This window comes from Lentzea sp. NPDC037011 (genome assembly GCF_055607425.1).
In genome coordinates this window covers 294,577-314,910 of the sequence record NZ_JBVJRT010000006.1, presented here as the reverse complement: position 1 = coordinate 314,910, position 20,334 = coordinate 294,577, and the positions used below count along the sequence as shown (strand labels likewise).

Annotated in this window: 16 protein-coding genes, 1 pseudogene and 1 other annotated feature; of the genes and pseudogenes, 7 read left to right on the top strand and 10 right to left on the bottom strand. The window is 66.7% G+C overall.

Going from position 1 to position 20,334, the window contains the following annotated elements; genetic code table 11:
* Positions 1-15 precede the first annotated feature (15 nt).
* The 5 genes and pseudogenes from ACZ7CH_RS20675 (at position 16) to ACZ7CH_RS20655 (ending at position 5,692) form a co-directional block, all read left to right on the top strand.
* The gene (locus ACZ7CH_RS20675) at positions 16-324 is read left to right on the top strand and encodes a hypothetical protein (RefSeq protein ID WP_360391850.1); all 309 of its coding nucleotides are present in this window, start codon (positions 16-18) and stop codon (positions 322-324) included.
* Positions 325-346: 22 nt separating this feature from the next.
* Entirely contained in the window at positions 347-1,036 is a 690-nt protein-coding gene (locus tag ACZ7CH_RS20670) for an SDR family NAD(P)-dependent oxidoreductase (protein ID WP_360391848.1), read from the top strand.
* Between the two features lies 1 nt (position 1,037).
* Entirely contained in the window at positions 1,038-2,411 is a 1,374-nt protein-coding gene (locus ACZ7CH_RS20665) for an ANL family adenylate-forming protein (RefSeq protein WP_458431105.1), read from the top strand.
* A gap of 70 nt (positions 2,412-2,481) precedes the next feature.
* A pseudogene (gene cmlS, locus ACZ7CH_RS20660) lies at positions 2,482-4,173 on the top strand (chloramphenicol-biosynthetic FADH2-dependent halogenase CmlS); the annotation flags it as partial.
* A gap of 667 nt (positions 4,174-4,840) precedes the next feature.
* Positions 4,841-5,692, top strand: coding sequence for a hypothetical protein (locus ACZ7CH_RS20655; RefSeq protein ID WP_458431106.1), 852 nt, complete (start codon positions 4,841-4,843; stop codon positions 5,690-5,692).
* A 222-nt stretch (positions 5,693-5,914) separates the two neighbouring features.
* Here ACZ7CH_RS20655 and ACZ7CH_RS20650 read toward each other — a convergent pair whose 3' ends face one another.
* The 6 genes from ACZ7CH_RS20650 to ACZ7CH_RS20625 all read right to left on the bottom strand — a co-directional run bounded on the left by ACZ7CH_RS20650 (position 5,915) and on the right by ACZ7CH_RS20625 (position 15,148).
* The gene (locus tag ACZ7CH_RS20650) at positions 5,915-6,397 is read right to left on the bottom strand and encodes a hypothetical protein (RefSeq protein WP_470374622.1); all 483 of its coding nucleotides are present in this window, start codon (positions 6,395-6,397) and stop codon (positions 5,915-5,917) included.
* The gene (locus ACZ7CH_RS20645; RefSeq protein WP_360391835.1) at positions 6,394-7,674 is read right to left on the bottom strand and encodes a WXG100 family type VII secretion target; all 1,281 of its coding nucleotides are present in this window, start codon (positions 7,672-7,674) and stop codon (positions 6,394-6,396) included. Before ACZ7CH_RS20645 ends, ACZ7CH_RS20650 begins: the two co-directional genes overlap by 4 nt.
* Positions 7,671-7,976, bottom strand: a complete 306-nt coding sequence (locus tag ACZ7CH_RS20640; RefSeq protein ID WP_360391832.1) for a type VII secretion target — start codon at positions 7,974-7,976, stop codon at positions 7,671-7,673. The genes ACZ7CH_RS20645 and ACZ7CH_RS20640 overlap by 4 nt, the downstream gene beginning before the upstream one ends.
* Positions 7,977-8,090: 114 nt before the next feature.
* Complete coding sequence (locus tag ACZ7CH_RS20635; RefSeq protein WP_470374621.1) at positions 8,091-10,352, bottom strand: zinc metalloprotease; 2,262 nt, start codon at positions 10,350-10,352, stop codon at positions 8,091-8,093.
* Positions 10,349-10,990: a peptidoglycan-binding protein gene (locus ACZ7CH_RS20630; protein WP_470370982.1), complete on the bottom strand. Its 642-nt coding sequence runs from the start codon at positions 10,988-10,990 to the stop codon at positions 10,349-10,351. The genes ACZ7CH_RS20635 and ACZ7CH_RS20630 overlap by 4 nt, the downstream gene beginning before the upstream one ends.
* Positions 10,991-11,947: 957 nt before the next feature.
* Positions 11,948-15,148, bottom strand: a complete 3,201-nt coding sequence (locus tag ACZ7CH_RS20625; RefSeq protein WP_470374620.1) for a DEAD/DEAH box helicase — start codon at positions 15,146-15,148, stop codon at positions 11,948-11,950.
* A gap of 422 nt (positions 15,149-15,570) precedes the next feature.
* Between ACZ7CH_RS20625 and ACZ7CH_RS20620 the strand changes: the two genes are divergently transcribed.
* Entirely contained in the window at positions 15,571-15,891 is a 321-nt protein-coding gene (locus tag ACZ7CH_RS20620) for a hypothetical protein (protein WP_470374619.1), read from the top strand.
* 432 nt (positions 15,892-16,323) lie between these two features.
* Here ACZ7CH_RS20620 and ACZ7CH_RS20615 read toward each other — a convergent pair whose 3' ends face one another.
* From ACZ7CH_RS20615 to ACZ7CH_RS20605, 3 genes are all read right to left on the bottom strand, one after another.
* On the bottom strand, positions 16,324-16,557 hold the full coding sequence (locus tag ACZ7CH_RS20615) for a hypothetical protein (protein WP_470374618.1): 234 nt from the start codon (positions 16,555-16,557) through the stop codon (positions 16,324-16,326).
* Positions 16,525-16,653: a sequence feature (AL1L pseudoknot), on the bottom strand. Its footprint overlaps the gene before it by 33 nt.
* On the bottom strand, positions 16,614-16,961 hold the full coding sequence (locus ACZ7CH_RS20610; protein WP_360391811.1) for a hypothetical protein: 348 nt from the start codon (positions 16,959-16,961) through the stop codon (positions 16,614-16,616). (Overlaps the previous feature by 40 nt.)
* Positions 16,962-17,023: 62 nt before the next feature.
* Entirely contained in the window at positions 17,024-17,524 is a 501-nt protein-coding gene (locus tag ACZ7CH_RS20605; RefSeq protein ID WP_470374617.1) for a GIY-YIG nuclease family protein, read from the bottom strand.
* A gap of 1,494 nt (positions 17,525-19,018) precedes the next feature.
* Between ACZ7CH_RS20605 and ACZ7CH_RS20600 the strand changes: the two genes are divergently transcribed.
* Complete coding sequence (locus tag ACZ7CH_RS20600) at positions 19,019-19,288, top strand: hypothetical protein (RefSeq protein WP_470374616.1); 270 nt, start codon at positions 19,019-19,021, stop codon at positions 19,286-19,288.
* Positions 19,289-19,384: 96 nt separating this feature from the next.
* Here the strand turns inward: ACZ7CH_RS20600 and ACZ7CH_RS20595 are convergent, their stop codons facing one another.
* A complete protein-coding gene (locus ACZ7CH_RS20595; RefSeq protein ID WP_470374615.1) occupies positions 19,385-20,332 on the bottom strand; it encodes a hypothetical protein in 948 nt (315 codons plus the stop codon).
* Positions 20,333-20,334 lie beyond the last annotated feature (2 nt).

The window sequence follows — 20,334 nt, the reverse complement described above, 5'->3', positions numbered from 1 at the left end:
TAAGAGGAGAGCACGGTGGACGATCGCATCCTGCAGATCATTGTTTCCGCAATCGAGGAGCTGAACGAAACGCGGGAGGAAAAGATACCGACCGACAATGTGCTCGACCTGCGGCTCTACGGCGGTGACTCAGGGGTGTTCGAGTCCATGCACCTGGTCGGTTTTCTCGCGCTCGTCGAGGAGAAGCTCGAGGACGAGTTCGACGTGGAGGTGGCACTCGCCTCCGAGAAGGCGGTGTCGCAACGGGTCAGCCCGTTCAGCAGCGTCCGGCGGCTCGTCGGCTTCGCCGAGGAGGAACTGCGGCTGGTCGCGGCACCGCGGTGAGGCGGACCGAACCGTGAAGGTCATGATCACCGGTACCCGGACCGGCATCGGCAAGGCGCTGGCCGAGCACCTGCTGGCGGCCGGCCACGAGGTCGTGGGGTGCAGCCGCAAACCGGGCGGCATCGAGCACGAGCGCTACGACCACCACCAGGTCGACCTGACCGACACCACCGCGGTCAAGGCGCTCTTCCGCGAGCTGCGGCGCACCCACGGCCACCTCGACGCCCTGATCAACAACGCCGGCACGTCGGTCATGAACCACTTCATGCTGACGCCGGAGCAGACCACGCGCCGGTTGTTCGACCTGAACTTCTTCGCGGTGCTGAGCTGCTGCCGCGAGGCCGTGAAGCTGCTGCGCCGCTCGGAGCAGCCCAGCACCTCGATCGTCGCGTTGTCCACGGTCGCGGTGCCGTGGGCCATCGACGGGCAGCTCGCCTACTCGGCGAGCAAAGCCGCTGTCGAACAGCTCGTGCGGGTGATGAGCAAGGAACTGGCAGAGCACGGTGTGCGGGTCAACGGCCTCGGCGTGCCGCCGGTGAGCACCACGCTCACGCGCACCGTGCCGCGCGAGCGCATCGACGGACTCGTCGGCAGGCAGGCGATCAAGCGGATGTGCACCACCGCCGACCTGTGCGGGCCGGTGGAGTTCCTGATCGGTTCCCAGTCCGCGTTCGTGACCGGCGAAACGATCTTCCTGGGAGGAGTGAACTGACGTGCGGGAAGCATTTCTGGAGCGAATGGCCGGTTTCGGCGAGCGCACCGCGTTGTGGGTGGACGGTGTCCCGCACAGCTACGCCGCCCTGCTGGACCGGATCGGCGAGATCCGCCGCCTGCTCGCCGAGGCGGGCGCCCGCGCGCACGACGCCGTTGTCCTGGAAGGGGATTTCTCCCCCAACGCGGTCGCGGCGCTGTTCGCGCTCTACCTCGACCGCAACACCGTCGTCCCGATGGTCGGCAGCACACCGGTCACCGCGGACACCGTGCGGGAGACGTGCGCGCCCCGCTTCACCCTCCGCACCGCCGACGCGGTCGAGGTCGTGCCGATGTCCGCCGCGGGTGCGCCGTCGCCCGCCTTCAGCGAGCTGGCCGGGAGGGGCGCCGCCGGACTGGTGCTGCTGAGCAGCGGCAGCACCGGCACCCCGAAGGCGATCCTGCACGACCTCGACGCGCTGGTGGAGCAGAAGCTCGCCAAACGCCCCCGCGGTTCCGTCTCGCTCAACATCCTGATGGTGCTGATGTTCGACCACATCGGCGGCATCAACTCGTTGCTGAGCACCATGCTGGTGGGCGGCGCGGCGGTCCTGCCCGCCAAGCGCACGCCCGACGAGATCTGCGGGCTGATCGAACAGCACCGCATCCGCGTGCTGCCGGCCAGCCCGACGTTCCTGAACCTGATCATGGTCGGCGGCCACCTCGAACGGCACGACGTCAGCAGCCTCCGGCTGATCACCTACGGCACCGAGCCGATGTCGGCCGAGCTGCTCGCCCGCGTCGGCGCGGCGTTCCCCGGCGTGCGGCTGGTGCAGACCTTCGGCACCAGCGAGACCGGCATCGCCGCGACCACGAGCGAGTCGTCCAGCAGCACCTACTTCAAGATCGCGGACGACAGCACCCGCTACCGCGTGGTCGACGGCGAGCTGCAGCTCAAGAGCAGCACGCAGTTCCTCGGCTACCTCAACCACCCGGCCGACGCGGTGACCGAGGACGGCTGGTTCCGCACCGGTGACCTGGTCGAGGAGAACGGCGACGGCTACCTGCGGGTCAAGGGCCGCGCCACCGAGGTCATCAACGTCGGCGGCGAGAAGCTGCTCCCGCTCGAGCTGGAGTCGGTGCTGCTGACCAGCCCGCTCGTCGAGGACTGCGTGGTCTACGGCAGGCCGAACGCCATCACCGGCCAGGCGGTGTGCGTCGACGTCAAACCGGTGGGCAGCCTGACCAGGGCGGAGGCCAGGGCCCACGTGCGGGAGTTCCTGACCGGCCGGGTCGAACCGTTCAAGATCCCGTCCAAGGTGACGGTGATCGACGACATCGGCATGTCCGACCGGCTCAAGAAGGTGCGGCTGCGCCCGCACAGCGACCAGGACTGACCTTCAGGCGGACCATCCGCCTGATGACACCACGAAAACCCTTAGGGGGAGCGGAATGGCACGGTCGAAAGTAGCTGTCGTCGGCGGCGGGCCCGCGGGCTGCGTTGCCGCGTTGACGCTGCACAAGCTCGGGCACGACGTGGAGGTCTTCGAACGGGAGACGTTCCCGAGGTACCGCATCGGTGAGTCGTTGCTGCCGGGGACCATGTCGATCCTCAACCGGCTGGGGCTGCAGGACCGGATCGACGCCGCCGGTTTCGTCAAGAAGCCGTCGGCGACCTTCCTGTGGGGACAGGACCAGGCGCCCTGGACCTTCTCCTTCGCCGCGCCGAAGATCAACCCGTGGGTGTTCGACCACGCGGTGCAGGTCAAGCGCGAGGAGTTCGACCAGATGCTGATGGACGAGGCCAGGTCGCGGGGCATCCCCGTGCACGAGGCCACGACCGTCACCGGTGTCGACGTGTCCGCGGCCGACTCCGTGACGTTGTCGCTGCGGCGCGCCGACGAGCGGTGGGACGTGACGGCGGACTACGTGATCGACGCCGGGGGCTCCGGCGGCCCGCTCAGCCGCAAGCTCAGCGTGCGCCGCTACGACGAGTTCTACCGGAACTTCGCGGTCTGGTCGTACTTCAAGCTGCCCGACCCGTTCACCGGCGACCTCGCGGGCACCACGTACTCGATCACGTTCGAGGACGGCTGGGTGTGGATGATCCCGATGAAGGGGGGCCTCTACAGCGTCGGCCTGGTGGTGGACCGCTCGCGTGCGGCCGAGGTGAGGGAGATGGGCGCGGAGGCGTTCTACCGCGCCACCCTGCCGAAGGCCAAGCGCGCCATGGAGATCCTCGGCGACGCCGAGATGGTCGACGAGGTGCGGATCGTGCAGGACTGGTCCTACGACGCTGACCACTTCTCGGCCGGCCGCTACTTCCTCTGCGGTGACGCGGCCTGCTTCACGGACCCGCTGTTCTCCCAGGGCGTCCACCTGGCCTCGCAGTCGGCGGTCAGCGCCGCCGCGGCGATCGACCGGATGACCGCGAACCCGGCCGAGTCCGAGGCCGTGCACGCCTGGTACAACCGCTCGTACCGGGACGCCTACGAGGGCTACCACCAGTTCCTCGCGTCGTTCTACACCTTCGCCTCGCTCACCGAGCCCGAGTCGGAGTTCTGGCGGCAGCGCCGCATCACCGAGTCCGACGACGACCGGCTGGTGCGCCGGCAGTGGTTCGACCGGCTGTCCGACGGTGACGAGAGCGCGGCGGTGGCGGACTTCCACGACCGCGCCGCGACGATGATCCACATCGGCAAGCACCAGCGCCAGGAGCTCTCGGACGAGTTCTCCGAAGCCGAGCTGGACGCCGCCAGGGTCCGCTGGATCAGCGGCCTGACCCAGCGGCTCAACAGCATCAGCAAGCTCGTCTGGACCGGCAGCAAGGTGCTGCTGAAGCCGCACTACAAGGTCGAACCGCTGAGCATGCGGCTGGAGCCGGTGCACGTGCTGGCCAACGACGCCGACGAGGACCTCACCCAGTACGTGATGGGCGAGGCGGAACGGCAGGTGTTCCAGGAGCTCGCCGAGGAGAACTTCGGCTACCGGGCGCTCGTGAAGAAGCTCGGCGCGATCGGCAAGCAGGAGATCAGCGCTCAGCTGGTCACGCGCCTGATGGAGGCGGGCCTGATCACCGGCTTCGACAGCGCGGGGGAGAAGGTCGTCATCCAGGGCCGGCTGCACTTCGGCGGCGTGGGCGTCGAGTACGAGGTCTGACGCGAGGTCCAGGTACCCCCCCGGTGGAGACCCCACCGGGGGACTGGCGTGTTCCCGGCCCGGTTCCCGGCAATCTTGTTCAACGTCGTGTTGATTTGTTCCGGAACAAGTGTTATGGGAGTCCCACCGGCGGTTCTGATCACGCACGGTCAACGTGCACGAGTCGCGTGGCTGATGCTTAGCGGAAATAAACTTTGACAGAACCGCGGTGTGCTCAGAGTTATTCCATGATCTTGCAGCTTGCGCTGTATGTGAGCGCTCCCACGAGCGTGGGAAAACTGCCGCTTCGCAGGTGGGGGCACTGTTCGACGTGCTGGTCCGATCGGGCGACGAGGTGGATAACCAGCTGGAAACCTGGTTTGTTAAGAAGAAACGAGCTGGACAGCTGGGGGCTGACTGGGGCTGTGCTGCGCGTGACCACAACGAGCCTGAGCGGCTTCCATCACTTTTGTCGCCCAGACCCGCGGCACGGGGTCGGCGATCCACCACACCGGAGTTCTTCATGTCAGGAAAAGCGGCGTCGCACCAACAGGCATCAACGTCCGAAGTAGACATCGACACAGTGCTGCCCGGCGACTCGCCCAGATCCAGGACAGACCCGGAACACGTCCGGATCCTGGTCGAGTGCGACACGGACCTGCCTCCGATCCTGGTGCACCGCCCGACCATGCGCGTCATCGACGGAGCGCACCGCGTGGAGGCGGCCCGTGCCCGCGGCCAGCGCACCATCGCCGTGCAGTGGTTCGACGGCGGCGAGCGCGACGCGTTCCTGCACGCCGTCAAGCTCAACGTCACCCACGGTCTCCCGTTGACCAGGGACGACCGCAAACGCGCCGTGATACGCATCCTGAACACGCACCCCGACCTCTCCGACCGCGCCATCGCACTCGCCGCCGGCCTGGGCGCCAAGAGCGTGGCCGCCCTGCGCCGCGAGACCGTCCCCCGGACCATGGACGTGCGCACCGGCCGTGACGGCCGAGCCCGCCCCATGACCACGGCCTCCGGCCGGACCGCCGCGGCCCAGGTGATCCGCGACCACCCGACCGCGTCGTTGCGCGAAATCGCCCGCCAGTCGGGCATCTCCGTGGGAACGGCTCGCGACGTCCGGCAAAGGCTCGCCGAAGGCCGTGACCCGATACCCGAACGCGAGCGCCTGACAGCGGCCACCTCGGGCCTGACGAACCACCTGTCGGTGCTGGACGTGCTCTGCAACGACCCGTCGTTCCGGCTCAACGAGGTCGGCAGGCAGATCCTGCAACAGCTGCACACCCAGCTGCGCCGCATCGAGGACTGGCGCGACCTGGCACCCGGAATCCCGCCGCACGGCCGCAGCGCCGTGGCCCAGATCCTCGCGAGCTGCGCGGAAGACCTCCGCCGCACCGCCGACACCCTGCGCACCTTCGACCACCGCGACAGCCCTCCGCGCACCACCGAGTGCCACGCGATGGTGCCGATGGCGCGCAGCAAGCCGCGGCACAACCCGCTGTCGTCCAGGAGCAAGCACTCCGCACTCTTCTGACCGTCGCGGTCCGGCCGGCCGGGTTCCGCAAGACCGCGGCGGGGTCCTGCCGGCCGTCCTCGCGGTCGACAGGATGAAGGCCACCTCCGCCAACGGTCGCCACCACCGCCTTTGCTGCGCTCGCCCACAGTCGTCCTGACCGCAGAACCGTGGTCCTGGTCACCGACGCTTGGCAGCCGGCACCGGCGACCGTTGGAACGTCAACGGTGCGTGCGGTGGGCATCAGGTCCCGGTGGCGACAAGCACGAGCGCACGGTCGTCCGGCATGAGGTAGGCCTTGGCGAACCACTTGTCGGCGGTGAAAGCCTGGTCGAGCCGATCACTGGTGAGGAAGCTGCCACTGGGCAGCTCACCGCGCAGGCCATCGACGACGTCCGGCGCCTTGCCGGCAGGCTCGGGGCTGTACGCGGACCTCAGTTCGTCGATCTTGCTCTCCGGCAGCGTGATCACGGCGTCGATCCAGTAGGTCGACGGGCCGGGTGCGCGGTCGGAGCCGAGGGTGCCCGACATCCAGCGGGCCTGCTCCGGGGAGCCCAGTGCCGCGAACCGCTTGGTGAGCGGCTCGAGGTCGGTTCGCAGTTCGCCGGTGCCGGACTTGCCGGCGGCGTCGGTGGTGCGCACGTTCGTTCCTCCGTTCCACAACGACTGACAGCCCGCGGTCAGCACCGCGCACAGCAGCACGGCGGTCAACCTGGTGAACCTCACCGGCGCTCCCTGGGGTTGTCCGGGGTCGGTCCTCGGTCGCGGCCCGACCCGCGTGGCTCACGATCCTCGCCAGGCTCTCCGGTCGGTCCACCGGGTGGGTGACCGGCCTCCCAGGTGACGGTCCTGGTGATCGTGCCGTGCGTGTCGAACGGCTTGGCCCAGCCGATCTCGGTGAAGCGGCCGTTCTCGTTGTCGCCGGCACCGGTGGCGATGTCGGCCTGGTCGCGGTTGAAGTTGTACCGGTCTTCGGCTTTGACGGTGATCTCCATGGTGACCTTGTTGCCCTCCACCCGGACGTTGGAGTGGCTCCACACCTGGTAGCCGCCGACCGCCTTCTGCCAGTTCTCCGTCGTCGGATAGGGCTGGGCGACCGAGGCCTGCCCTGTCATCGGGAAGCTGGTGTTGCCACTGCGGATGAGTTCTTCGGCCGCCGCGGCGGCACGGGTGATCTCGGAGTCGACGCCCTGGCGGATGCCCGAGTCGTCGCGGTACGCCTTCTCGTAGTCGAACTCCTTGGGCTCACCGGTGTTCTTCCAGTAGTGCTCGTACATCTCGGTGCCGTCGGGCATCATGCCGAGCGCCTGGGCACCGCGGAGCTTGGCGAGCCACTTCGCCTTGTCCAGGTGGTCACCGACCGTGGACTCCTTCGAGTCGTAGACGAAGTCCTCGTCGAACTTGATGTCCGGGCGGTCGGGTGGACCGATCCGGTAGCGGCCGTCCTGCGTCTTGTTGCTGACGTCCGCCTCGGCGAGGCTCGTCGCACCGCCGTCGGAGATCTGCGCCTGCTCCGCCTTGGTGAGCGCGCTGTTGAGCACCTCGTCGACCTCGTGGGCCGCCCGCAGGATCCTGCCGACGGCCTCGGTGAGCTCTGCACGGAGACGGGCCCGTTGCTGCACGCTTTCCGGCGTGTCCCGCGCGTCCGGCGGACGTTCGTCGACGACGTCACCCTGAGCGCTGATGGTGAACTGGTTGGACGCCGCGGCGGAGTCGGTGTTGTCGACCTCGTGGCGGAGCGCTGCGAGGGCGTCAGCCGAGTCGTGCAGGGCTCGCAACACCGTGCCTGCCTCGGCGACGACGTGTTCCGCGCGGTCGACGAGGGTGGCGAGCTTGGTCTGGGCCGCGGTCGCCGCGTCGCCGTGCCAATGAACAGGGCCGAACGCGAGGTTGAGCTCGTCCTGCAAGCCGATGATCTTGTCTTTGCGCGCCTTGACGGTGGCGGCCGCGCTGTCGAGCACACCCGAGTTCCAGGTGCGCACGTCGTGGTAGGTGAGGGTCATTTGAACAACCAGCCCAGGATCGAGAGGTCGTCCTCCGCGGCGTTCTCGTCTTTCTCGTATCGATCTGCGGCGGCACGGACGTCCGCGGCGAAGGCCGTGATCTCGCCCGACCACGCGGCAAGCCTCGTGTCCCAAGCCTTGGCCAGGTTGGGTGCGGTGGCCGCGGACCGCGAGCCCCGCATGCCCGCCGGAATCTCGGCCGGCCCCTCGCCCAGCCTGATCTGCTTCGCCTGCTCGCCGGCGCTGACCGCGGACTCCGCGGCTTTGCGCAGTGTGGCGATGTCCACCTCGTATCCGCCCATGGCTGCCTCCTCCGAACGCACCATAGCGTTTGCTGTCAAACAATGCAGCGGATCGGAGAACCACTCATGTGGATCTGCTCTGATTCGCCCGCCGCTCGCCGAGCGCGACTGGAATCAGGCCGAGGGGACTGCGCTGGGAGGTGACGTGACCGTGGTCGTCGGCTCCGCGGACGACGGTGGCGTGGTCGTCACCGTGGTGCTCGGTGGCGCGGTCGTCGTGGGCACGTCGGACGAGGTGGCCGGACGGGAACTTTCCGCCGACGTGGTGTTGAGCGGTGGGGTGGTGGTCGGCGCGGTGCTGGGCAGGGGAACGCCTTCCTGCCGGAGCACGTCGAGGATGCGGGACTTGGCGCCCTCCAAGGCCTGCTGGATCTGTTGCGCGGTCAGGCTCGGCACGTCCGCGGCCAGTCGGGACAGCTCGGCCCACACCGCTTCGAGCCGGGCTTTCGCCTGGGGGCTCAGGTCTTCGGGAAGGCTGACGACCAGTTGCGAGGCCAGCGCGTACGTCACGCACTCGACACACGAGTGGTTGACGGCGACGGCGATGTTCTGCGGCACCACCACGTTCGCCTGGCCCACCACGAGGACCACCTGGAAAGCGACCGCCACCGTCGTGCAGCCCCGGCACGAGGCCAGCGCGTATGCCTCGTTCCTGTTGTCCACCACACCATCGGTCGCCCACACCAGGGCGAAGGACACCTTGTAGCGGACCGCGCCGTCGGTCGTGTTGACGACCAGGACCTGGTTGTCGCCCGGCCCAGGAGGTTTCGGCCGGTCGAACGGGAAGACCCACGTCGGGGCACCCGGCGAGACCGGTTCCAGGACCATCGCCAGGACCGGCTTGTCCCTGCTGGGCAACGGTTTGCCAGCAGGCCACACAGTCTGGGCGGACACCGGTCGCGCCGGTTGGACGGGAGCCGGGCCCGACGCGGCGACGGGCACGACGTCGGTCACGGTGCCGCGCTCGTCGGACCGGATCGGCCGGTACCGGTCGGGTTGCGGCCACCACGCCCACGCCAGGCCCGCGACCACAGCGATCCCGCACAGCACCACGAGCGCGCGCCGGCCAGGCCTGCCCTCAGTGGAGCGCCAGTTACGGGTGACCAGACGACCCGTGAGCCGGGCCAGCAGCAGGCAGACGCCGAGCACGGGCAGCACGATGGCGACCACCCCGAGCACCCGCACCAGCACCAGCGCGAGGTCTCCCTCGCCCAGCGCCGCGTGCGCCGACCGCCACTGCTCACCGGCGCTGTGCCACGCCGTCCCCACCACTCGCGGAAACGCCAGCACCAGCAGGGCCGTGCTCGTCAGCAGGATCGGCACGACGACGAGCACCCACGTCGTCACGACCGCGCGCGCCCACGGCTTGAGGACCTTCGACTCCGGCCTGCCCCAGCGGTGTGGCAACAGGCCCAGCAGCGTGGGCTTGATGTGGTGGAACAGGTCGGGGACACCGGTCAGGTCGGCGAGCACGTGGTATCCGTCGTAGCGCACCATGGGCGCGAGTTGGCGCACCATCTGGAGGATCTGCGTGGCGATCACCAGCAGCAGCGCGTCCCAGCCGGTCAGCCACCAGACACCGTGGACGGCGACCGCGACGAGCGCGTTGAAGTACAGCCCACCCAGGTCGGTGCGCAGCCGGCCGGCCCGGCCGAGCCGGTAGCTGTCGGTGACGTCGGTGTAGAAGGCGGGCCACAGCAGGTAGAGGCCGAAGCCCATCGCGCCGGGCGTCGCGCCGCCGTACCGCGCGGCGGCGGCGTGCCCGAACTCGTGGAAGCCCGCCGAGAGCACTGTCACCCCGAACACGAGCAGCAGCAAGGCGGGTTGGTAGAACGCCTGGTGCGTGGCACCGGCCAGGCCCTTGACGAACAGCACCCAGAACGACATCGCCGCGAACGCCACGAGCACCGCGGCCACGACCAGCGGGTGGAACAACCGCGCGAACGGCGCGGTGACCCGCCGGGTGACGCGGGGCTCGCTGATCACCCGGCGCAGGCGCAGGCCGAGCAGCGGTTCGGCCTTGCGGTGCACGGGTTGAGAGCCATCGGGGAGTTCGAGCACCCCGAGCGGGCGCAGCCTGGTCTCCAGCAGAGTGCGCACGTCTTCCGCGGTGACCGAGCGGCCGATGGCCGGCCCGACGACAGCGGCGATCCCGGCGTGGTCAGCACGCCCGTCCACGGCTTCGAGGACCCGGTACAGCAGCGGGGTGAGCTGGAGGACCTGGCCGTCGGCGCGGCGGACCAGGGCCGGTGGGCGGCGGTAGCCGGAGCCGCACATCTCGCCGATCAGTTCGACGTCGCGCGCCCGGCGCGGCGGGGCCGTGGTGAGCACGTCCCCGCCGGCCGGGTGTGGTGAGGCGTTCATCAGGTCGCTCACTGGTCGATGTCGGACCTCTGCGCGGCATTCGCCTCGGCGGTGCCGTCGATGGTCTGCTGGATGATCGCCTGCTGCTGCGCGACGGCGGTCGCCTCCGAGCCCACGGAGCCGAGGTTGGCGGACACGGCGGCGTCGATCGGGGCGGCCACGTTGGCGTTGAGGGCCACCGCGCCGTTGATCGGGGCGGCCAGGTCGAGGTCGGCGGCGAGGTCGACGTCCACGTTGAGCAGACCGCCGTCCAGCGCGCCGGCCAGGTCCGTGGGTGTCGGGACCTGCGCCCCGCCGGCCGGCGGCTGCGGGGCGGGGGCCGGGGACGTGCCCTGGCCGATGGCACTGTCCTGGTCGGAGTTGGCCACCGCCTCGCCGGTGATGCCCTGCTGGATCGCGACGCCCTGGTCGGCCATGGCCTGCGCGGTGGATCCGTCGGACAGCACGTTCGCGCCCACGGCGGCGTCGATCGGGGCAGCGATGTTGGCGTTGCCCGCGACGGCCAGGCCGATCGGCGCCGCGAGGTCGAGGGCGAGGTCCAGGTCGACGTTCAGGTCGAGCAGCGAGTACACCTCCTTGTCCGGCAACGCCGTGCCACACTCGGCGGCCAGCTCGTCCATCGACAGCGGGGGCAGCTTCGCCTCGCTCATCCGTCACTCCACTCCGTCGGCGCGCCGACCGGATCTCGGTCAGCTGGTGGTCCAGACCTTTGCCGCTCCCTAAGGTCTTGAAACGGCCGGAGCCCGTTGTGAGGGCGAAACCGTCCTGGTGGAGGCTGGTCATTGCGCCGAATGACCGACCGAAAAATGAAAGCCTTTCAGGACAACGCGTTCCGGGACCGGGGCGGCTCGAAAGTTCGCTTCGTGACTTGGGGTTCGAGATCGAGGCGATCGGTCTATCGGGGTGGCTCAAGAACTCCTGACTCAGTGGTCACCGCGCAGCGGCGAACACTGAGGTGACTCCGCATTTGGAGTCCGGACATCATCAGAGTCGGTTGAGTGATGTTGTTGCGAATGCCGCCTGTAAGCGAGATGGTCAGCGCGTCCGTGTCCATGCAAGATCCTGGTGGTCATCCGGTCGCCCGTGTGCCAAATGATCCGCGCCCGAGGCGATCAGCGGTAGTCCAAGATCATTCTGTTAAGAGTGCTTGGGCTGGAGGAGGACCTCTGCCCCACTTTGCCCTCGCACAACGCAAAGGGCCTGCCGATGGTCATCATCGGCAGGCCCTTTGACCAGGTGAAACACGCTGTGGGCGATGCTGGGATCGAGCCAGTGACCTCTTCGGTGTGAACTGTTGCGCTAATACCGCGCTAGCCTGCGGAAACAAGACTCCTGCAGGTCGGCGCGGGTCCGTTAGGTCCATTGAGGACCGCTCCAGTACGTTAAACGGACGGAGTTACTCTCAATCTGCTTCCACCCCTTGCTCCCAGGACTCATCGGCTCTGTCGCGCCTGGGCCTGGCATGCACGCTCGACAGCAGCCACGGACCGTGCGCGAACTGGCGATACAGTTCTACGCCGCCGTACAGCCGCAGTGAGCAGCTGAGTCGGCAAGTCGCACAAGACGTTGCCCCAGCTGCGTTTCTCTTGAGAACACTGACGCGCTGATCACTCACGGCAGGGAAGGCCCTGCGCGAGCACGTCGAAGTGCCGTTGCTTCGACCACTCCGTCCGATCACCGATGACGTAGAGCCTGCGCTTCGCACGGCTGACCGCGACGTTGACGAGGTTGGGTTTCCTCGCCGCCCACTTCTTCGCGCCCGGCCTGCGCGGATCTCCGCCCAAGACCAGGATGACGATGTCCGCTTCCTTGCCCTGAGCTGTGTGGACGGTTCCAGCGACCAGTCCTGGATACCGTCGCCGATGTTTGCCGATCTCCCTTGCGACGTCCCGAAACGGTCCGATCACCATCACCTCGGACATGTCGAACCCGGACTTGGCGAGGTAGGCGAGCATGTCACCGAGCTTCTTGCCCTCGGCCGGCTTCCAATGGCCGCTGCTTTCCTCGCTTGAGATGTGCAACCACTTGCTCTCCGGCAGCGGCTGGTCACCCGACGGAAGCATGAGGTCCTTGCTGCGATGGCCGCCCTTGATCATCATTCCGTCGTACGCGATCTGGTTGACGATGCCGAACATCGGCTCGTCGCACCGCCTGTGCACACGCAGCGGAGACCCGACCCAGATCGGCCCGTCGTCGGTGGGCAGATGGGTGCCGAGCGGCGTCAGCTGATCCGCCAACTGCTGCGCGGATGTCCGTGCGGGCAACCACTTCTCGTCAACGCCGTGGTCGCCCCGGATCGCCTGCTGAACGCGAAAGGGCAGTGAGACGATCGGCTCGAGCTGAAGTGGATCGCCGACGACGACCACCCTCCTGCTGCGCCAGATCGCACCGACAGCGTCCTGCGGGGTGGCCTGTCCCGCCTCGTCGATGAAGAGCCACCCCAGCGACTCAGGACCCAGCCCGGGAAACACCCGGCTGACCGACGCGAACGTCGTGGACACCACCGGAACCAGGAAGAAGAGGGTCTGCCAGGCCGCTCGGATCGTTGCCTCCGGCAGGTCCCTGGGTGCGGCGCCCTGTACGACGTCCACAGCGGCCTGCAGGCTTTGCCGCATCTCGTGCGCGGCATTCTGGAGGAACGCCTTGTGCAGCCGTAAAGCCGCGAAGAACAGGCGGGTTCGCGCGTCGTTCCACGTGCTGTCGGTCCAAGGTGCCTTCAATTCACGTCGTTCATCGTCGTTCCACCATGTGTCACCCGGAAAGAAGTCACCAAGGGACGTTTCGGCGGCACGCAGCGAAGCCTCCAGTCGCCTCACTTCCTGGTCAGCCTCTCGGACCACCCGACCGTGGTGGTCAAGCTCATGCTGTGCCGCAATGGTGTCGCGCTCGAGTTGCTGGAGCCGGTGCCCCCACTGGGCGCTCATCGCAAGTGCCTCCGCGAACTGCGCGGCAAGGCCGTCGTCGACTTGTTGCCAGTTACGCATGGGTCGTCCCCAACCGAACAGCGACTGCACCAGGTTCGGTCGATGGCTGAGATGCTGTTGCCGCGCACTACTTCGCTTGTGCTGTTCCGCTTGCCACGCTGAGATGTTCTGCCGAGCCTCGCTGAGCGCGGCGTTCACCTGCTCCAGTTGCCGACCGGCCCGCTCGAACGCACCCCTACCAGTTTGACCACGGTCACGCGCTTCTTTCAGGCGCAGGAAAGTTCCGTCGACTGCACCAAGATCGGCCTGGATCTGTTGAGCCGCCGCCAACGCACTGCGGAAGTCACGGACCGCATCCGTCCACGACTGGTCGGGACCTTCCGCGATCACGGCTTTGAGCAGGTCGTTCATGCCCGGGATCGGCGGCGGCTCGGCGACATCCTTTTGCTGCTTCTTCTTCGGCTTGGGCTTGATCCCGTACCAGAACGCGGTCGCGAACTTACCGCGGTTGGTCTTGTTGCCAAGCCGCGCGGCGACCATGCCCCAAGCTTGCTTCCAGGTCTTCCGGTCGGCGTCGAGCTGGTCGACGTTGAGCAGAGCGGTTGCGATCTCCGGGAAGTAGTCGACCTCGTCGCGCCACGCGTCGTCGATCGCGCCGACAGCGGGAATCTCGTTGGTCACGTTCTCGACCGCGCCGTTGTTCTTCGAAGCGACCACGATCTCGAACCCGGTGAGGTCCTCTCGCCACAGGTGCACGGTGCGCGTGTAGTCGCCCACCTTCCACTGACGCTTACCTCGGAACGCGGCCGCCGGCCTCGACAGTTCGGCGAGCCGACACGCACGTTCGACCACAATCGCCGCGATCAGATCCCGCAGCATGGTGGTCTTGCCGGTCCCAGGCGGCCCATTCACGCCGAAGATGCCCGCCGACGTGCTGAGCCTGCTCAGCACGTTGTTGACGGCCAGTTGCTGGCTCAGCGCGAGTGGATGTTCGACGTTGCTGGGCCAGCGCCCGAGCGGCACGGCGTCCGGCCGGACAACGTCCAACACTTGGCCCAACTCCTCCCGCACGTCGATCCTCGCCGCTGTGTCGATTTCCCTGTCTCCGCTGAGGTACTGCCGAAGAGCCGTGCCACAGCTACCCGCTCGGACATCGGCCGACACTTGGCGAAGATCCGCGGCGATGAAGCTGTTCAGGAAATCCTGGTCGTCCTCCCGATATGCGTTCGTGTGACTCACGAGCTCGCACTTGATCCGGATCTCGGAACAGCCGAAGTCGCCCGGCAGCCCGAGCTTCGCGCACAACGTCTTCTGGTAACCCATCAGATCTGCGGCGGCGAGCGGCCTGCCTACGGAGATTCCCTGTTCGGCGAGCGCGCGCACACGCGGATCATCCTTGGCGGCAGCCACGAGCTTCCGAAACAGCTCGTCGGCCTCGGCCTCGTCCTCGTCGAACCCGTCAAGCCAGTCACGGCGCCGAGGTCCAGGATCAACCGTCCGACCTGTCGCCCAGGCACAGGTCGACAAGATGTTGCTGTCGAGCAGCGGCCGCCCTTCGGCGTCGAGGACGAACGCCGTCAACGCACTGTGCCCTGCGGGTCGTTCGTCATAGCTGTCCTGGTCCGGCGGGAACACGCGCTCCAGCACGGTGTTCATGTCCTCGAGTGAGAAGACCCCGCAGTAAACCCGGTACCGCCAGGTGAGGTGCTCCTCGAGCTGGACCTTCTGCAGCCGGTGGGTGGGCTCCCAGGGAAGTGGTTGTCCTGGTGCCACCTGGTAGACCCGGTGTTCCTCTCTCACCGCAGGAACATCGGGAGGGCTGAACATCTCGATCGTGTGCCAGTAGTTGATGATCTCGGCTCGACTGACGTCGGCTCCACTCACGCTTTGCTCCCTGTGCGCCTCTGGCTCAGCTCGCGTCGTAGCTCATTCGCAAGTACTGCTCGGCTTCGGTCAGGTCCGCCGGAATTGCGGTACCGAACGCGCTCGATGTTGTGATTGTTCTGGCGCACGGCGTGTTCGTCGTAACGAGTGAAGTCGTCGGCAACACTCGATTGTTCGCCGCAGATGGCGCTCCAGCGCGACCGAGCCACTGGCCAGTTCGTCCGCGCGACCAGCGGTTATCCGGAACAGCCTGAGGTCGATCATCCACCACCCACCCTAAATGGCTTATTCAAACCCAAACGAAAGTACATTAGCACCGCAGATGATCGCCGGCGGGTGCGTCCGGTCCGGTTCGGGTAGGTCCACTTCTTCGCGACCAAGCGTCGGTGCCGTCGCAGGATCGTGCCTGGTGTCACCAACCGGTGTCCGCGCAACTGCTGAGGCAGGCGCCGCACAAGCGCGGCGAGCACCGCACGGTCGGCCCAGCGCAGTCGCGGTCGGGGGTCGGTCCGGCGCAGTACCGCGACCTCGTGCCGCAGCACCACCTCGTCGATCCGAGCCTTCAACCCGTTCCTGCCGAGCACACCAGCGTCGATGTACACCGCACCCTCGAGAACGGCAGCACTTCGACGCGCGAACGTCATCTCAGCACTCCTGACGCCAGCAACGCCAGCCTCGCCCCAAAACTCGCCAGGCGCGAGATCGGAACGGGCAGGACGGTCGCCAGCGCGGATCTCCTTTGAGCAGAAGGAGATCCGTCATCATCGAGCTGGCACGGCTTGGAGACCGGAAGTACACACCTCAACAAGCCGACCAACATGCACGCCTCGTTTCCGTCGCATCGTGGGACGTCGTCATTCCCGTGGACCTACGAGCGAAGGCCCTGCTCGGACACGTCGTGCAGTCGGTGAGGGCGAAGGACCTTCCGCGTTCCTCGCCGCTGCGCTCAGTCCGGAAGTCCACGACGTCGGCGTTCCGCTCTGTCGTTCGAGCGGTGTGCGTGCTGTTCATAGGTCTCGGCCAGGTCGCGGACAATGCGGCGAGTGCATGGCCAGTCACTCGACTGTCCTGCCGTCTTCAAGCCCGACGCGGTCCAGCCGACGATCGCGCGGGAGTAGGCGTCGAACATGAACGCCACGTAGGCCCATCCCGCTCACGTGGAGACGTAGGTGAAGTCAGCGACCCACACCAGGTTCGGCGCGATCGCGGTTGAGTCTGTCTGCGGCGCGTATCCCGTCCTTGGCCGGGATCGTGGTGCGCTGCTTGCGGCCTTTGACCACGCCGTTGAGGCCGAGCCGGCGCATGATCCGATCGATGGTGCAGAACGCCACATCACGGGCCGATGGTGGCCGGCGGCGGGCCTTGCGGTAGGTCCTGGGCGCGATCTGGATTCCGTACTCGGTGAGCACGTCACAGATCGACTCTACGCCGTAGACCTGGCGGTACTCGTCGATGAAGCTGACGATCAGTGGTGCCGCGGGTCGAGTTCCCGCGCGAAAAAAGCCGAGGCCAGCTTCAGGATCTCGTTGGCCTGCTTGAGATCCCGGACTTCCTTCCGCAACCGCAGCAACTCCTCGTGCTCGGCCGGCGGCAGTCCCTGCGACGGCCGAGCAGCGGGCTGGGAGCCCTCCGCAAGCGCCTTCTTGATCCGTACCCGCAACGTCTCGTAGTGCACATCGACCACCGGGCCGATCGCCCTGGCGGCAGCATACGGAGACTCGAACTCATCCAGACGCTCAAGGGCCAGGCGCACGGCCTTCTCACGAACCTCGGGCGGGTAACGCTTCGACATGATGACGACCATCTTCTTCAAGAACGGAAGCGGTCTCAAATCCGTGACGGTTCAAGCTGAGGCGGAGCTGCGTGGGCACGCCGTCACACGATCGGTAGTTCGCGGGCCTTGAGTCGGTGTTTCGCGCGGAGGGCTCGCGTCGGGAGGTAGAAGTTGTCGGCGATGTTGAGGGGAAGCATCGTTATGCGGATGAGTTCGTCTTCGAGAAGCCATGGTTCGTCGTCGAGCATGAACGCTACGCGTGCGTGCTCGGCCATCCACTCTGAGAGCAGTGCTTCGCCTGGCTTGGTGAGGGTCAGCCGCTGCCTGCTCGGCGGAGTTCGATTCCGAGTCGGTCGGCGAGGTGGCAACCGAGTGAGTCGGAGGGTGAAGCCGTAAGCGTTGCCTCTGAGGGCAAAGACGAGGCATGGTGAACACTTATGTGGCAGCGAAGAGGTCACCAGTAGTCTGATGAGCCTCGATTCGCTGACCTGTGGTTTTGTGAGTCTTGGTGACAAGACTTCGCCTAGATCTCGCGAGTTGAGGGAGGACCTCTGCTCCCAATTTGCTCCCACATAACGCAAACGGCCCGCCGATGAGATCATCGACAGGCCGTCTGACTAGGTAAAACACACTGTGGGCGATACTGGGATCGAACCAGTGACCTCTTCGGTGTGAACGGATCCTGTCGAGTGTCAGGTGGTTTGGTCAGTCTCCCTAATTGTGTCCTGAACTGCGTGAATGATCGGATCGCGTCTCAGGGTTCTTCCGGCATCTCGCTTGTGGCTGACTGTTGCAGCTACCAGATTTACTACCGGTTTGGGGCGGATGTCGGCCGTGGCGGACCCGTTCATTGGTCTGGGCGCACTGTCGTGGCAGGTCAGCGCGCCTTGAGAGGTTCTCCGTGGGCTGCGCTGCACGACCTTGGTCTGCGACTTCGAGATGGGGCCACTGGGGATCGGCTTGCGACTTTTGTGCTGCGTGGTCAAATGGGGTTTCCTGCTGATCGAATTTTTATGTAGTGCGACCTTGGTTGTTTGGGCTGGGTGTTGCGGCGGGTTTCTGGGTGATGGTGATGGTATGTGCTCTCGGCTTTCGAATCGAAAGGATTCGGAGGTGGATTCAATCTCGGCTTCGGAATATTCTTCATCTTCTGGATCGGACATGGTTGTGCGAGCTGTGACCCTCATTATGATGACGGTTTTGGGTCTGACTTTCTTGTTCGGGTATGGCAATGTTTTCAGTCTCACCTTCGCATGGGCGTGCCTATTTGGGTGGCTCCGCTCGTCGCGCTGGCGGTGGATCTGTCAATCCTCGGCCTGTTGTTGGGCGTTTGGCATCTTTCTTGACCGGTGCGCCTGCTGCGGTGATCGCCCGGCGGCGACTGCTGATGTTCGCCAGCGCGGTCACTCTCGCGTTGAACACGGCGGAACCTGTGGTTGCCGGCGAGTACGGCAAGGCGGCGTTCGACGCTGTCGGCCCGCTGCTCTTGATCGGCTGGGCTGAGGTGGGGTCGGTGTACCTGCAGACAATCAGTGCGAGCGTTAGGACGCAACGTGACGTAGCTGCGGACGCTGAGCGGGACTGCCTGAGTCGCGAAGAACCGGAGTCAGCACCGACTCGATCAGAGAGCGAGCAAGGGGAGCCAGGCCCATCCGCGGTTGAGCTGCACCCGGTGTCTCAGGGCGGCCTGGGGAGCGATCAGATCGTGCAGAGCGTGCTTCATCAAGGAGGCCAAGGCGACCTGGAACGTGCGCGTCGTGCCCATGCGCGCCACTGGGCGGTTCACAAGCGGTCTATCTCATCGGACTCTCTCCGCAATGAGCTGGAAATCGGAGCTGAGCTTGCTCGTGGGCTCGTGGGCTCGTGGGCTCGTGGGCGAGGTGCTCGCGCGCGCCGCCCGTTCGCCGCCTCGCCGGACGCGGATGTCCTGGTCCTGCCGCTCAGCGCCAGACCTGGGCCATACCTGCGGAGACGACGGAGGCAGGGGCCTCCCGAGATTCTGGAGTTCCTGTGCGACGGGATCTCGCCGAAGACAGTGCTGTGCGTTGTGACGAGCCGAGCTGGCGGCGGACGGGATCACCCTGCTCGTGGTCTCGGTGGACGACGTGTCCAGTCCGGTCGTGGCGATCGAAGAGTGCGACAGGATCGTGGAGCAGCTACGTCTGCTTGACGTTGCGCATGACCGGGTCCTTGTCGATGTCACCGGTGGCAACGTGCCGCTGACCCTAGCGATGATGCGCGTCGGCGCGCTCGTCGGAGCCCGCTGTGTCGACGTGTCGTCCGAAGTGGACTCGGACGGACGGCGGGTTCCGCACACGCAACGTGGACATGCGTTCGAACCGCGTTCGATCAACGAGGGGTGGTGAGGTCCAGGCGTTCCGCCATTCCTCGCGCTGCTCGGAACGAACCCCGGTCACGGGTTCGTTGGCAGATCTCCCGCTCAGCCTGGCGGAGCCATCGGGCTACCATCCCCAGGCGACGCCGTACGACAAGTTGGGGGTCAGCCCCAGGAACCGGACGTTCACCTCGCCCGCGTCGTCGGCGCAGATCGGCTCCCGTGGCGCGGCGTCGTCCTCCACTTCGCCCATGTGCAACCCGTCGACCTTCCAGATCAAGGGCGGTGGCTGTTCCCTTCCGAACCTGATGTGCAGGTCGAACGACCTGCACGGGAAACTGGGCGTGCAGGCGTAGAAGGGCCTCATCTTACTCACGTCCGAGAACCTGTAGCGGATGAAGAACTCGTGCTCCCGGAGACCGGTCAGGGGTTCGGCCGGCTCCAGGTCGAAGACGACCCTCGTCGACGAGTAGTGCAGCCGTGCGCGCAGCGTTCCCCCGCTGAGCACGACGATCTCCGGATCATTGACCGCGGAACCGGCTTTCCAGCCGCTGGGCACCGGTACGGAGACTTCGAGGTGCAGCTCGCGCAGTTCCTTCTCCGTTGTGGTGACGCGGCGCATCTCGTAGATCTCGGGTGCCTCGCGGTCCAGCACGACCCATGTGCGCAACTCCGTGGTCTGCCACGGTGCGACGGGGAGCCGCACGTCCGGAGTGGCTGCACCGGTGGCGTCCGCGACCGCCCGTTCCGCCAGGACGCGCAAGCCCTTGTCGATGTGCCTGGCCGCCGTGCGCGGGTCGCGCTCGAGATGCTCGGCCACCAGGGCCAGCCGATCGTTGTAGAACTTGGTGCGCTTGTCCTCGGACAGCGCGAGCGCGGCCGACACGGCGAACTCGAGGTCGGCGGGCAGCCGCGCGGCCAGTTCCACGAGACCTCGGGTCAGAGTCGTCCGGACCTGGGCCGAGTCGGCTGTCATCGGCAGACCGAACACCTCGCGCAACTCGGGCCCCGTCCGCTTCGCCAGGTCCGGGGTATCCAGGCCTCGGCCCCTGCGCAGCAATTTGAGCTCGTCCACGA